The 13711-nt window shown below is 55.9% G+C and carries 12 protein-coding genes; 9 read left to right on the top strand and 3 right to left on the bottom strand.

The window, feature by feature from the left end; translation table 11 throughout:
* Positions 1 to 289 precede the first annotated feature (289 nt).
* The 3 genes from ACKWMY_RS20800 to mutH all read right to left on the bottom strand — a co-directional run bounded on the left by ACKWMY_RS20800 (position 290) and on the right by mutH (position 2590).
* On the bottom strand, positions 290 to 1330 hold the full coding sequence (locus ACKWMY_RS20800) for an NADP(H)-dependent aldo-keto reductase (protein WP_024529471.1): 1041 nt from the start codon (positions 1328 to 1330) through the stop codon (positions 290 to 292).
* A gap of 234 nt (positions 1331 to 1564) precedes the next feature.
* Positions 1565 to 1783 carry a YgdI/YgdR family lipoprotein gene (locus tag ACKWMY_RS20805; protein ID WP_021179865.1) on the bottom strand — a complete coding sequence of 73 codons (219 nt, stop codon included), beginning with the start codon at positions 1781 to 1783 and terminating at the stop codon, positions 1565 to 1567.
* 126 nt (positions 1784 to 1909) lie between these two features.
* The gene (gene mutH / locus ACKWMY_RS20810; protein WP_409486979.1) at positions 1910 to 2590 is read right to left on the bottom strand and encodes a DNA mismatch repair endonuclease MutH; all 681 of its coding nucleotides are present in this window, start codon (positions 2588 to 2590) and stop codon (positions 1910 to 1912) included.
* Positions 2591 to 3286: 696 nt separating this feature from the next.
* On the opposite strand from mutH, the gene rppH reads away from it, so the two are divergent.
* The 9 genes from rppH to recC all read left to right on the top strand — a co-directional run bounded on the left by rppH (position 3287) and on the right by recC (position 13566).
* The gene (gene rppH, locus ACKWMY_RS20815; protein WP_021179868.1) at positions 3287 to 3814 is read left to right on the top strand and encodes an RNA pyrophosphohydrolase; all 528 of its coding nucleotides are present in this window, start codon (positions 3287 to 3289) and stop codon (positions 3812 to 3814) included.
* A 12-nt stretch (positions 3815 to 3826) separates the two neighbouring features.
* A complete protein-coding gene (ptsP, locus tag ACKWMY_RS20820; RefSeq protein ID WP_024484280.1) occupies positions 3827 to 6076 on the top strand; it encodes a phosphoenolpyruvate--protein phosphotransferase in 2250 nt (749 codons plus the stop codon).
* A gap of 195 nt (positions 6077 to 6271) precedes the next feature.
* On the top strand, positions 6272 to 7144 hold the full coding sequence (gene lgt / locus ACKWMY_RS20825; protein WP_024529473.1) for a prolipoprotein diacylglyceryl transferase: 873 nt from the start codon (positions 6272 to 6274) through the stop codon (positions 7142 to 7144).
* 6 nt (positions 7145 to 7150) lie between these two features.
* The gene (gene thyA, locus ACKWMY_RS20830; protein WP_024484282.1) at positions 7151 to 7945 is read left to right on the top strand and encodes a thymidylate synthase; all 795 of its coding nucleotides are present in this window, start codon (positions 7151 to 7153) and stop codon (positions 7943 to 7945) included.
* Between the two features lie 206 nt (positions 7946 to 8151).
* A complete protein-coding gene (locus tag ACKWMY_RS20835; protein WP_409486996.1) occupies positions 8152 to 8655 on the top strand; it encodes a prepilin peptidase-dependent protein in 504 nt (167 codons plus the stop codon).
* Entirely contained in the window at positions 8643 to 9215 is a 573-nt protein-coding gene (locus tag ACKWMY_RS20840; RefSeq protein ID WP_409486980.1) for a prepilin peptidase-dependent protein, read from the top strand. Before ACKWMY_RS20835 ends, ACKWMY_RS20840 begins: the two co-directional genes overlap by 13 nt.
* A gap of 2 nt (positions 9216 to 9217) precedes the next feature.
* Positions 9218 to 9664: a YgdB family protein gene (locus tag ACKWMY_RS20845; RefSeq protein ID WP_024529476.1), complete on the top strand. Its 447-nt coding sequence runs from the start codon at positions 9218 to 9220 to the stop codon at positions 9662 to 9664.
* Complete coding sequence (locus ACKWMY_RS20850; protein ID WP_370505603.1) at positions 9654 to 10007, top strand: prepilin-type N-terminal cleavage/methylation domain-containing protein; 354 nt, start codon at positions 9654 to 9656, stop codon at positions 10005 to 10007. The genes ACKWMY_RS20845 and ACKWMY_RS20850 overlap by 11 nt, the downstream gene beginning before the upstream one ends.
* A gap of 187 nt (positions 10008 to 10194) precedes the next feature.
* Positions 10195 to 13566: an exodeoxyribonuclease V subunit gamma gene (recC, locus tag ACKWMY_RS20855; RefSeq protein ID WP_409486981.1), complete on the top strand. Its 3372-nt coding sequence runs from the start codon at positions 10195 to 10197 to the stop codon at positions 13564 to 13566.
* The last annotated feature ends 145 nt before the right edge of the window (positions 13567 to 13711 follow it).

Consider the following 13711-nt stretch of genomic DNA (forward strand, 5'->3'; position numbering starts at 1 on the left):
CCCATAGGGAGAGGGAGCTGATTCGGCGTTATGGTTGGGTATGGAGTAGGGGGGGCTGTTTCAACGCTCATTGCCAAAAGTGATGAGGCTGGTGCGGTGCTGAGTTTAGAGACAGAACTTGAATAGTAGCACTCTCGGTCCCCTGTGGAAGCGGGAATGGTGTCGTAATCAGGTACCGTGATCAATAAAAGAGAACTGATTCGGTGCGGTGGTCAGGTAGATTTCTGCAACCGAAATCGAACTCGATCGGATCCCTCTCCCTGTGGGAGAGGGTCAGGGTGAGGGGCATTTACGGCGCCGGAATGGTGAAGCGGCTGTGGATCTCTTCCAGGGCCTGCAACACCTCCTCGTTCAGCACCACGTCAAAACTGTCGATATTCATCTTCAACTGTTCCAGTGTGGTAGCACCCAGCAAGGTGCTGGCAACGAACGGCTGCTGGCGCACGAATGCCAGCGCCATCTGTGAAGGATCCAGCCCGTGCTTTTTCGCCAGCGCCACGTATTCGGCGATCGCCGCCTGGCTCTGGGCTGAAGAGTAGCGGGTAAAGCGGCTGAACAGGGTGTTGCGTGCCCCGGCTGGTTTGGCACCGTTGAGGTATTTACCCGACAGCGTACCGAAGGCCAGGCTGGAATAGGCTAACAGTTCGATGCCTTCATGTTGGCTAATCTCTGCCAAACCAATCTCAAAGCTGCGGTTTAACAGGCTGTAGGGGTTCTGGATCGACACGATACGCGGTAGTTCGTGTTTTTCTGCCAGTTGCAGATAGCGCATCACGCCCCAAGGGGTTTCGTTAGAGACGCCGATATAGCGAATTTTGCCGGCACGGACCTGCTCGGTTAGCGCTTCCAGGGTTTCCAGCAGCGGGATGGTGGCCTTCTCATCGGTGTACTGATAATTGAGCTTGCCGAAACAGTTGGTGGTGCGCTGTGGCCAGTGTAGCTGGTACAGATCCAGATAATCGGTATTTAACCGTTTCAGGCTGGCGTCCAGGGCGGCGCGGATATTTTTGCGATCCAACGCCTGCTGTGGGCGAATGCCCGCGTCATTACCCCGAATCGGCCCGGAGACCTTGCTTGCCAACACGATTTTATCGCGGTTACCGCGCGCCTTGATCCAACTGCCAATGTACTGCTCTGTCAGCCCTTGGGTTTCCGGGCGCGGCGGCACAGGATACATCTCTGCGGTATCAATCAGATTGATGCCAGCGGCTAATGCATAATCCAGCTGTGCGTGGGCATCGGCTTCGCTGTTTTGTTCGCCAAAGGTCATGGTGCCCAGTCCCAGCACGCTCACTTCTAAAGAACTGTGGGGAATACGGTGGTATTGCATTAACGGCCTTCCTTCAATGTTAGCGCTTACGGGCGTGATGCCCGGTAAAACAGAAGCCAGAGATCCAACGGCGTAACACGCCTTACTTGACTATAACCAAGCGTGGCAGATGGTGGAAGAGGATTATACCCGCCGTCTTTCAAGCTGCAGTTTGAAATCCATAGGGTATTTAACTGACGGGCTAAACCCCTGATTGATAATCCGTCAGGGGCCAGGATGATACGGGGGCTGGGATTAACGTTCGATAACCTGCGAGACCTGATCGCCGTTAATCTGGCGCTGGTTGCCTTGCTCGTCCTGATAGCTGATCAGGCCGGTATCCTTATCGATTTTAGGCTTACCCTGCGTGAGGATCATATTGCCGTCTTTGGTGGCCATCACATAGTCGCTGGAACAGCCTGCTAATCCGGCGACCATCATCAGGGCGGAAATAGCCATTACCCACTTTTTCATGCCGAATACCTTATATACAGAGAATAATAGTCTTAATAGGGTAGCAAACTCTGCCAAAGATGGCTTTCGGACGTATCCCATCTGTGTAAGGAAAAATGACAGTGAAATCAGAGGGCGGAGGGCTAATCAAAGCGTAAAGTGCCTGGCGAGCAGCGCCCGGGTGAAGTTTTTCTTCAGATAAAAGCCGCGCGGCAAGGTCAGGATCGGTTGGCCCTGTTCGCCGGTGGCTTCGGTCAGTGCCTTGTTGTTGGCCGCTTTTGGCCGCAGCTGTAGCACTTCACCATGGCGGGCGGTGATCCGTTCAACCTGGCCGAGTACGATAAGATCCATCAGTTCCTCCCAATCCCGGCGCAGCATCTCGGTTTCTTCCTGATTGGGCTGCCACAGCAGCGGGCAACCTACGCGGCGCTGTGCCAACGGGATTTGTCGTTCGCCCTCCACTGGGATCCATAGTACGCGTGCCAGTTTGTGGCGTACGTGGCTATTTTCCCAAGTGACGCCGCTATTGCCTGTCAGTGGGGCTACGCAGACGAAAGTGGTTTCCAGTGGGTTACCGGCGGCGTCGACCGGGATGGTTTTCAACTCAATGCCCAGCTCTGGGAAATCCTGTTCAGGTTTACTGCCCGCCATGGCCCCCAGATATAGCTCCAGCAGCATGCCGACCCAACCTTTATCCCGTTTGAGATCCTTGGGGATGCTGACCTGCGCACGGGCTGCCAGTTCGCCAAGGTTAAAGCCAGCCAGCGCCTGAGCACGGGCTAATAATTGCTGCTCGTTTTCTGGTGGCAGAGGGGATAAACACGCCATAAATCAGACCTATGCATTGTGGTTAAAAAATGTACCGAATTTACTCACAGCCTTAAAAGGGAAAAGCTGGCTGGGGAAAACAACAATAGTAGCATGATTTTGCATGACTTTTTGGCTACCCAATCGCGGTAGAAAATTTTCAGTGCGGGGTTGTGCACCTGTAGCCACCGACAATAAACAGGATCTTACACCTATTTATCCACAGATTTCTGGGATAACCCAACTTTTTACCGATCACTGGTTTGATTTACAGCCTTGACGCGGGGCATTTTTTACGAATTTGGCGGTTTTATAGGTCACCGGGTATAATAATCTGTGGATAAAATCCGCATTGGTGGATCTTTCACCAGAGAAAGATCCAAAGCGTGCATAGATCACATTTTTACCCTGTTCATAACTGCTTTTGAGTCATTATTGCATTGTATTTAAAAGAATAATTAAAAATTGAAAATACGACATATTTTAAGTTCAATCGAGTTTTCCCGGCTTATCCCTAGAGTTCTTCACACACCTATCCACAGAAAAAGTGAATAAAACCGCCCTCGAACCTCGTTACATGTTTATAACTTTGCCATTATCTGTGAGTTATCCCAATGTTATTCGAGCGACGGCGTTGCAAAGCAGTGGTTTACCGCCTGTGGCTTGTGTGAAACAATCAGGTTATCAATACGAATTTATGCTTATCGAGGTAGTCCGGTGATCGATGATGATGGCTACCGCCCGAATGTTGGTATCGTAATCTGTAATCGTCAGGGGCAGGTCCTATGGGCCCGCCGTTACGGTCAGCACTCCTGGCAGTTTCCCCAAGGGGGAATAAACCCTGGCGAAACGCCTGAGCAGGCGATGTACCGTGAGCTGTTCGAAGAAGTGGGGCTGAGTAAAAAGGATGTGCGTATCCTGGCCTCTACCCGCAACTGGTTGCGCTATAAATTGCCAAAACGTTTGGTGCGTTGGGACACAAAGCCGGTTTGTATCGGCCAAAAGCAGAAATGGTTTCTGCTGCAGTTAATGTGCAATGACGCGGATATCAACATGCAGCGCAGCAGTACGCCTGAGTTTGACGGCTGGCGCTGGGTGAGTTTCTGGTATCCGGTGCGCCAGGTGGTGTCGTTTAAACGCGACGTGTACCGCCGGGTTATGAAAGAGTTTGCCGCAACCGTCATGCCAATGCAGGAACTGGCAGCACAGCGGCAGCCTCCTGCTTATCGCCGAAAGAGAGGTTAAGTCAAACCGACTATGCTCACGCGCTTGCGAGAAATTGTTGAGAAAGTGGCCGCGGCGGCCAGTCTGACAGATGCGCTGGATCTTTTGGTCAATGAAACCTGTCTGGCGATGGACACCGAAGTCTGCTCGATTTATCTGGCAGACAACGACCGCCGCTGTTATTACCTGATGGCGACGCGCGGGTTGAAAAAGCCCCGTGGACGCACTATTGCCCTGGCCTTTGACGAAGGCATCGTCGGCCTGGTCGGGCGGCGGGCGGAGCCGATCAACCTGGCGGATGCCCAAAGCCATCCCAGCTTCAAATATATTCCGCAGGTCAAAGAGGATCGTTTCCGATCCTTCCTTGGCGTGCCGATCATTCATCGCCGCCAGCTGCTTGGCGTGTTGGTGGTGCAGCAACGTGAACTGCGCCAGTTTGATGAAAGCGAAGAATCCTTCATGGTTACCTTGGCCACCCAAATGGCCGGGATCCTCTCGTTATCACAGCTAAACGCCATTTTTGGCCAGTATCGCCAGACCCGCATTCGGGCGCTGGCTGCGGCTCCTGGCGTGGCGGTGGCGGAGGGCTGGTTAGATAGTAGCCAGCCTTCACTCGATCAGGTGTATAAAGCCTCCACGCTGGATACCGTCAGCGAGCGCGAACGCCTGACACAGGCGTTGGAAGAGGCTGGAGCAGAGTTCCGCCGCTTCAGTAAGCGTTTTAGCGCTAGCTCGCAAAAAGAGAGCGCGGCGATCTTCGATCTCTATTCCCACCTGCTCAACGATGCTCGCCTCAAACGTGAACTGTACGCGGAGATCGATGCCGGTTCGGTGGCCGAATGGGCGGTAAAACAGGTGATTGAAGCCTTCGCAGCCCAGTTTGCGACCTTGCAAGATACCTATATGCGCGAGCGTGCCAGCGATCTGCGCGCGCTTGGCCAACGCCTGCTATTCCACCTCGACGATACCACCCAAGGGGCCAGCCAATGGCCAGCCCGTTTTGTGCTGGTCGCCGATGAGCTGACGGCGACCCTATTGGCCGAAGTACCGCAGGATCGCCTGGCTGGCGTGGTAGTGCGGGACGGTGCTGCCAACTCCCATGCCGCGATCCTGGTGCGGGCCATGGGTGTGCCAACGGTGATGGGGGCAGACATCCAGCCTGCGCTGTTGGCCCAGCGAATGCTGATTGTTGATGGCTATCGCGGCGAGCTGCTGGTCGATCCGGAACCGGTGCTGGTGAAGGAATATCAACGTCTGATCAGCGAAGAGCAGGAGCTCAGCAAGCTGGCAGAAGACGACGTTGAACAGCCCGCAGAGCTGAAAAGCGGTGAGCGGATCCAGGTGATGCTGAACGCTGGCCTTAGCCCGGAACATGAACAACTGCTGGGTGCGCGCGTGGACGGCGTTGGCCTGTACCGTACCGAGATCCCGTTCATGCTGCAAAGCGGCTTCCCGTCGGAAGAGGAGCAGGTGGCGCAATATCAGGGCATGCTGCAACTCTTCTATCCGCATAAGCCGGTAACGCTGCGTACGCTGGATATCGGTGCTGATAAACAACTGCCCTACATGCCGATCAGCGAGGAAAACCCGTGCCTTGGTTGGCGGGGGATCCGCATTACGCTGGATCAGCCAGAAATCTTCCTGATCCAGGTGCGTGCCATGCTGCGTGCCAATGCGGGAACCGGCAATCTGGGGATCCTGTTGCCGATGATCACCAGCCTGGAAGAGATCGACGAGGCCAAACGCCTGATCGATCGCGCCGGGCGAGAAGTGGAAGAGATGCTGGGATACGATATTCCCAAACCGCGGATCGGCGTAATGCTGGAAGTGCCGTCGATGATCTTCCTGATCCCTTATCTGGCCGCTCGCGTCGATTTTATCTCGGTGGGAACCAACGATTTAACTCAGTACCTGCTGGCGGTGGATCGTAATAACACCCGCGTTGCCTCGCTGTATGACAGCCTGCATCCAGCCATGCTGCAGGTACTGAAATTGATCATCGAGCAGGGGACGGCGGCCGGTCTGCAGGTCAGCCTGTGCGGTGAACTGGCGGGCGACCCGATGGGCGCTCTGCTGCTGGTGGGAATGGGTTACCGCAATCTGAGCATGAACGGGCGCAGCGTCGCACGAATCAAATATCTGTTGCGCCATATCGAACTGGAAGACGCTCAAGGGCTGGCCCAGCGGGTATTGAGCGCCCAGATGACCACCGAGGTTCGTCACCAGGTAGCGGCGTTTATGGAACGGCGCGGCATGGGGGGGCTGATCCGCGGCGGCCGTTGATTGGGCGTTGCCCAGCCCGTTAAGCGTAGACCTATTTTTTTACAGAACTTTTCCCGGCCGGTGAGCCCGGACGTGGTTAAGCCTATGTTATGATGCGCCATCTCAATGCGGTGCTCCCGTTGCACGGGTTTTGCACCGCGTTTGGCACCTGCCGCCCCCGTTTGGGGATGAATAACAGACATATTGTGGTGATAGATGAGCACTAGCTATCTGGCGTTTCCAAAATTTGATCCGGTGATTTTCTCTATCGGCCCGGTCTCTTTGCACTGGTATGGTTTGATGTACCTGGTTGGCTTTGTTTTTGCCATGTGGTTGGCGGTGCGCCGCGCGAACAAGCCCGGTAGCGGTTGGACCAAAGACGAAGTGGAAAACATGCTGTATGCCGGTTTCCTTGGGGTCTTTATCGGTGGCCGTGTCGGTTATGTATTGTTCTACAACCTGCCGCTGTTCCTGGATAACCCGCTCTACCTGTTCAAAGTCTGGGATGGCGGTATGTCATTCCACGGCGGCCTGATTGGCGTGATCGCGGTGATGCTGTGGTTTGCCCGTCGTACCAAGCGCAACTTCTTCCAGGTCTCTGATTTTATTGCCCCACTGATCCCGTTTGGTCTTGGCGCTGGCCGCCTGGGCAACTTTATCAACGGTGAGCTGTGGGGGCGTGTCACTACCGATACACCTTGGGCGATGCTGTTCCCAAGCTCGCGTACGGAAGATATCGCCATCGCTGCCGCCAATCCTCAACTGCTGCCGCTGCTCAATGAATATGGCGTGTTGCCACGTCATCCGTCGCAGCTGTATGAAATGGTGCTGGAAGGCATCGTGCTGTTTATCATTCTGAACCTGTTCATCCGCAAACCACGTCCGATGGGGGCCGTTTCGGGCCTGTTCCTGATTGGCTATGGCACATTCCGCATTATCGTCGAAGCGTTCCGCCAGCCGGATGCCCAGCTTGGCCTGTTTGACGGGGTGATCAGCATGGGGCAAATCCTGTCCGTGCCGATGGTGCTCGCCGGTATTATTATGATGATCTGGGCGTATCGTCGTCGTCCACAGCAACAACAGTCGTGAGGAAAAATGAAACAGTATCTGGATTTGATGAACAAAGTGCTCGCCGAGGGCACCCCTAAAGCCGACCGTACCGGCACTGGCACGTTGTCGATTTTCGGCCACCAGATGCGTTTCAACCTGCAGGAAGGCTTCCCGTTGGTGACCACCAAGAAATGCCACCTGCGGTCGATCATTCATGAGCTGCTGTGGTTCCTGAACGGCGATACCAACGTGGCGTATCTGCGCGAAAACAACGTCAGTATCTGGGACGAATGGGCCGATGAAAACGGCGACCTTGGCCCGGTCTATGGCAAGCAATGGCGTGCCTGGGGCGCGGCGGATGGTCGCCAGATTGACCAGCTAAGCACCGTGTTGCAACAGCTGAAACAGGACCCGGACTCGCGCCGTATTATCGTTTCTGCCTGGAACGTGGGTGAGCTGGATAAGATGGCTCTGGCACCGTGCCATGCCTTCTTCCAGTTCTATGTGGCGGACGGCAAACTCTCTTGCCAGCTGTATCAGCGCTCGTGCGACGTGTTCCTGGGCCTGCCGTTCAACATTGCCAGCTATGCGTTGCTGGTCCATATGATGGCGCAACAGTGCGATCTGGAAGTGGGCGATTTCGTCTGGACCGGTGGTGACACCCATCTGTATAGCAACCACATGGAGCAGACGCAGCTGCAATTAACCCGCGAACCGCGTGCGTTGCCTAAGCTGGTGATCAAACGCAAGCCAGCCTCGCTGTTTGATTACCGCTTTGAAGATTTCGAGATTGAAGGCTACGATCCGCACCCGCCGATCAAGGCTCCTGTCGCTATCTGATTTGCTGAGGGCCGTATCCGGCCCTCTTTCTTCATCCCGCTGAAAGTTGGCGCGCCACATGCTGCGCCCGTGCTGCATTGCCAAAAATGCGAAGCCGTACTCAATTTCCCCCAGCTTGTTACCTGCTAACTAAAAATTCTGCGCATCATTTGCCAGCCTGAGAAAAGGTGCCTTTCATCGTGCCTCTGGCCGATTACACTCGCCGTATGAACCGATATAAAAATAGCCCCGAACACCAGCAAGGCCTGACGCTGATCGAACTGATGATCGTGATGGTCCTGGCGGGGATGCTGACCTCTTGGGGGGTTAACCAGTGGCATCACTATCAACAGGCGCTGCGGTTGGAGCAGACTGCCCAGCAACTGCTGGCATTTTTAACGCGCTTACAGGCCGATGCCAACTGGCATAACCGCAACGCTTTATTGTGGTTTCGGCCAGGCAAAATCTGGTGCATAGGCAGCGGCCCGCAGGTGGCATCCTGTACTGCACTGGCGGATCGGGCCTTTACCCCAGAACACCTGGATGTGGAGCTACAAGGTTATACCCAAAAGGAGATGGGATTTTATGGGGTGCGCAACAATGCCCAGGCCGGGCATATTCTGTTAGGCAATCATGCTGGCCGCATACGTCTGGTGCTCTCCGCCAAAGGGCGACTGCGTCTGTGCAGCGAAGAAACCGCCATCCGGAGCCTGCCCTTATGCGAACCTTAGAACCAGGCTTTACCCTGCCGGAGGTGCTGCTGGCGATGACTTTCGGCAGCCTGATAGCATTGGCTGCTGCGAAAACCTTACCGATACTGCGTCAGCAGACGGTTGATATGGACCGTCATTATCGGTTGGATCTGGTGTTACGCCAGCTGGCTTTCGGGATTGAAAAGGATCTGCGCCGTAGCGGGTTTTGTGCCGGGCAGTGTCAGGGGCGTTCGCTGCTGATTAGCCATGCGGCAGGGGAAGCGCCGGGCAGCTGTGTGATCGTGGCCTACGATCTTGACCGCAATGGCAACTGGGACAGCGGTGGCGATGCCGAGTATTTTGGTTACCGCCTGCGGGCCGGTGGGCTGGAGGGGCAAAGCGGCGTGATCCAGTGCCAAGGCAGTGGCTGGGAACGTTTGCTCGATCAGGAAGCGGTCCGGATTGAGTCTTTTTCTGTCAGCCAGATTGCAGGGCGCGATGGCAAATCCTTGATGTTGTTTGCCCTAAGTGGCCGCTCAACGGTGCGGGCAAATATAGAACGCCGCCTGGAGTGGGCGGTTAGCATGGAGGCACCCTAGAGATGGATAGGCAGCAGGGGGGCAGCACATTGGCTGCGGTGATGCTGTTGCTGGTAATGGGGCTGATGCTGCTCACCGCCCAGCAGCGGCAATTGGACAGCGCGCTATTGCTGGCTGTCGATCAGCAACGTTACCTGCGGGCCTATAACCAGGCGGCTTCGGCACTAAGCTGGGGGCTGGCGCAGTCGTGGCCACGGGAGTCTCTACAGGCGGACCATTGGTCCTGTCAGCAGATAAGCGGCGAGGCGCTGCAAGCCTGCGCTCGGCTCTCTGCCCGTACCGGTTTGGTGATGGTTCGTGGGGCTGGGGATATCGCGGGATCTGAGCCCTTGTGGCTATACCAACTGGCTACACAACAAGGCGGGGCTGGCGGCCACCTGCTGAAAGCGCAAAAAGGCGGCTGGCTGGATTTTTGCCCGGAAAAGCGGGAAAGCGATTGTGCTGAATAAACGGACAGGCTGGCGAACTCAACGGGGTTTCAGCCTGCCTGAAGTGTTGATCGCGGCATTGTTGTTCGCCGTCTCGCTGCTCGGGCTGTTACACTATCAGCAGGTGTTGTTGCAGGCTTTTCAACGGCAGTGGCAATATCGACAGGCCTGGTCGCTGGCGCACCAACAGCTGGAAATATTCAGTGCCGGTGCCGAAATAAACCATGCCATATCGCTACCGCCTAATTGGCATTACCAAGTCGAAACCCTCCAGGCGCAAGGCTCATGCCTGAAGCGCACGGTGAAAATACAAACGCCGCTGCAGCAACAGGTTGAACTCAGCCGTTGGTATTGCGGGCTGTAGCGTGGGCCTTACATGTAGCGCCCCTATGTAGTGGGCCGGTGAGGTTTGTCAGTCGTCTTGATCGATATCCCTCTCTATATTGGTCGAGGTGTTCTCGATCGGTTCCCTCTCCCTTTGGGTTAGGGTTAGGGTGAGGGGACGTTGAGTCAGTAGTTGGTAATGCCCTTTTACGCTTCCAAGGAGCCTCATGTTTACGGTTTATCATTCCAATCAGTTGGACTTGCTGAAAACGCTGACCAGCGCGCTGATAGCCAGAGAACCTTTGGCCGATCCGTTTCAACAGGAAGTGGTGCTGGTGCAAAGCCCCGGTATGGCGCAGTGGTTGCAGATGCAGCTGGCCGAGCAGTTTGGCATTGCCGCGAATATCGTTTTCCCGCTACCGGCGACCTTTATCTGGGACATGTTCACCAAGGTATTGCCTGGCATTCCGAAAGAGAGCGCCTTTAGCAAAGATGCCATGACCTGGAAGCTGATGTGGCTGCTACCAGGCATGCTGACCCGGCCCGAGTTTGCTCCTTTACAGCATTACCTGACCGATGACGCCGACAAGCGCAAGATCCACCAGCTCGCCGGGCGCGTTGCCGATCTGTTTGACCAATATCTGGTTTATCGCCCGCAGTGGCTGGAGAGTTGGCAGCGTGGGGAGGTGGTAGAAGGGCTGGCAGAGGCGCAAAGCTGGCAAGCTCCTCTGTGGCATCGGTTGGTGGAATATACCCACGAGCTGGGCCAGCCCGAATGGCACCGCGCCAACTTGTATCGCCGGTTTATCAGCGCGCTGGAGAATGCCACTCAATGCCCTGCGGGGTTGACGCCACGGGTATTTATCTGCGGGATTTCTGCCTTGCCGCCAATCTACCTGGAAGCGCTGCAGGCTTTGGGTAAACATATTGATATCCATCTGATGTTTACCAACCCTTGCCGCTATTACTGGGGTGACATTCAGGACTACGCCTTCCTGGCCCGTTTGCAGAGCCGTAAACGCCGTCACTATCACCAGGCACGCGAGCAAGGCTTGTTCCGTCAGCCAGAACAGGCCGCCCAACTATTTGATGCCGAGGGTGAGCAACAACTGAGTAACCCGCTGTTGGCTTCCTGGGGGAAGCTGGGGCGAGATCATCTGTATTTACTGTCGCAGATGGAGGCGGTGCAGGAAGTGGATGCCTTTGTCGAGATCCCGGCAGATAGCTTGCTGCACGCTATTCAGCACGACATGCTGGAGCTGGAAGATCACGCACTGATCGGCACCACGCCAGAAACCCTGGAGCGCAGTGACAATAAGCGCCAGCTCGATCCGCAGGATCGTTCCATCAGTCTTCATGCCTGCCATAGCCCGCAGCGCGAAGTCGAGGTGCTGCACGATCGGTTGCTGGCCATGCTGGCAGAAGATCCCCACCTTACCGCGCGCGACATCATCGTGATGGTGGCGGATATCGACAGCTACACCCCGTATATTCAGGCGGTGTTTGGCAATGCGCCCGCCGGGCGCTATCTGCCGTTTGCCATTTCCGATCGTAAGGCCAGGCAGGCGCATCCCGCGCTACAAGCCTTTATTTCCTTGCTGGATCTGCCGCAAAGCCGTTTTACCTCAGAGCAGGTATTGGCGCTGTTGGACGTGCCCGCGTTAGCGGCGCGTTTCTCGATTCAGGAAGAGGGGTTAAGCCTGTTACGCCACTGGACTGGCGAATCCGGGGTACGTTGGGGGTTGGATGATGACAACGTGCGTGAGCTGGATCTGCCCGCAACCGGGCAGCATACCTGGCGGTTTGGTCTGACGCGGATGCTGCTGGGCTACGCCATGGACAGTAACGCCGGAGATTGGCAGGGCGTATTACCTTACGATGAATCGAGTGGATTAGTGGCCGAACTGGCCGGGCAACTGGCCGATCTGCTGGCACAACTCAGCCGTTGGCGGCAAATCCTCAGCGAAGAGCGGCCGTTAGCCGAATGGCTGCCGCTGTGCCGCCAACTGCTCAATAGCTTCTTTGAGACGGACAGCGAAACGGAAGAGGCGTTGGCGCTGATCGAAGAGCAGTGGCAGAAAGTGGCCAGCTTTGGCCTGGCGGCACGCTATCCCGACGCTGTGCCGTTGACGCTGCTGCGCGATGAACTGGCCGCACGGCTCGATCAGCAACGCATCAGCCAGCGTTTCCTGGCTGGCCAGATCAACTTTTGTACCCTGATGCCCATGCGTTCCATTCCGTTCAAGGTGGTCTGCCTGCTGGGCATGAACGACGGTGTCTACCCTCGCACCTTGCCGCCGCTGGGGTTTGACCTGATGGCGCAGCAGATTAAGCGGGGCGATCGCAGCCGCCGTGACGATGACCGCTACCTGTTCCTGGAGGCGATCCTCTCTGCCCAGCAGCAGCTATATATCAGCTTTATTGGCCGTTCCATTCAGGACAACAGCGAGCGCTATCCTTCCGTATTGGTCACTGAACTGTTGGAATATCTGCAGCAAAGCTATTGCTTGCCCGGCGATGAAGGGCTGGATGCGGACGGCAGCGCACGCAGGGTCGGTGAGCACTTGCTTAAACGTCATGCGCGTATGCCGTTTGCTGCGGAAAACTTCCTGCCGGGGAGTGAAGATCAAAGCTATGCGGCAGAATGGTTGGCCGCTGCCGATGGTCGTGGTGCTGCACATCCGGAATTTAATCAACCGCTGGCGGTGGAAGAGAAAACCCAGGTTTCTCTTGATGAACTGCTCCGTTTTTACCGCCATCCAATCCGTGCCTTCTTCCAGCTACGTCTTGGCGTTAACTTTATTCTGGAAGAGACCGAACTGCCGGAAGACGAGCCTTTTACGCTGGATAACCTCAGCCGCTATCAGTTCAACAGCCAATTGCTGAACACGCTGATCGAGGGGGAGGACGCCGGCAAGTTATACCAACGGGTACGGGCATCGGGAGGATTACCTTACGGAGCTTTCGGTGAGATTTACTGGCAAAAGCAGCAGGAAGAAATGGCGGAGCTGGCCGAACGGGTGCGTGAACAGCGCCAGGAGAATGGCAGCCTGGAGCTGGATATCGACGTGGCGGGCATGCGTATCACCGGTTGGCTGCATCAGGTACAGCAGGATGGCTTGCTACGCTGGCGGCCAGCAACGCTTTCGGCCGTAGACGGTATCTTACTTTGGCTGGAGCACCTGGTGTATTGCTGCGTTGGTGGTAGCGGCGAAAGCCGCATGTTTGGCAGCAAGAATTCCGCCTGGCGCTTCGCTGCGCTTACGAGCGAGGAGGCCCATCAGCAGTTGGCTGAGCTAGTGGCGGGCTACCGCCGTGGCTTGTCGCAGCCGCTGATGCTGCTCAATAAAAGCGGCTGGGCCTGGTTGAGCCAATGTTATCAGGCGCAAACGCAGCAGATAGACTGGGATGAAGAAGTCCAGGTCAAGGCGCGTGCCAAGCTGCTGCAAGCCTGGCAGGGCGATCAGCGGATCCCGGGCGAGGGGGCAGATCCCTATACCCAGCGCGTTTTCCGCCAAATGGATAATGTTCGCCTTGAACAAATCCTGAAAGAAACAGAGCGTTACCTGCTGCCCGTGGCCCGCAATAACCTGGGGTAACACCCCCTCGGTGATACAGGTCGCAGTGAGATGATAAAAATTTTACGCTTTTATACTCAACCATTGAGGTTAAGTCTGGTCTTACATAACGTATAGGCATATACGTTGTAGACGTGGCGTACGTTACGCCCCCAACGATGTGGGC

Source organism: Serratia sp. J2, assembly GCF_046269175.1.
In the GTDB taxonomy this organism is placed as follows: Bacteria; Pseudomonadota; Gammaproteobacteria; order Enterobacterales; family Enterobacteriaceae; genus Chania; species Chania fonticola_C.

Excerpts from the sequence above, each read along its gene's own strand:
- ACKWMY_RS20835 (WP_409486996.1), top strand. The coding sequence starts at position 8,152 with ATGAACCGATATAAAAATAGCCCCGAACACCAGCAAGGCCTGACGCTG.
- ACKWMY_RS20845 (WP_024529476.1), top strand. The coding sequence starts at position 9,218 with ATGGATAGGCAGCAGGGGGGCAGCACATTGGCTGCGGTGATGCTGTTG.
- lgt (WP_024529473.1), top strand. The coding sequence starts at position 6,272 with ATGAGCACTAGCTATCTGGCGTTTCCAAAATTTGATCCGGTGATTTTC.
- mutH (WP_409486979.1), bottom strand. The coding sequence starts at position 2,590 with ATGGCGTGTTTATCCCCTCTGCCACCAGAAAACGAGCAGCAATTATTA.
- ACKWMY_RS20805 (WP_021179865.1), bottom strand. The coding sequence starts at position 1,783 with ATGAAAAAGTGGGTAATGGCTATTTCCGCCCTGATGATGGTCGCCGGA.
- ACKWMY_RS20840 (WP_409486980.1), top strand. The coding sequence starts at position 8,643 with ATGCGAACCTTAGAACCAGGCTTTACCCTGCCGGAGGTGCTGCTGGCG.
- thyA (WP_024484282.1), top strand. The coding sequence starts at position 7,151 with ATGAAACAGTATCTGGATTTGATGAACAAAGTGCTCGCCGAGGGCACC.
- ACKWMY_RS20800 (WP_024529471.1), bottom strand. The coding sequence starts at position 1,330 with ATGCAATACCACCGTATTCCCCACAGTTCTTTAGAAGTGAGCGTGCTG.
- ptsP (WP_024484280.1), top strand. The coding sequence starts at position 3,827 with ATGCTCACGCGCTTGCGAGAAATTGTTGAGAAAGTGGCCGCGGCGGCC.
- recC (WP_409486981.1), top strand. The coding sequence starts at position 10,195 with ATGTTTACGGTTTATCATTCCAATCAGTTGGACTTGCTGAAAACGCTG.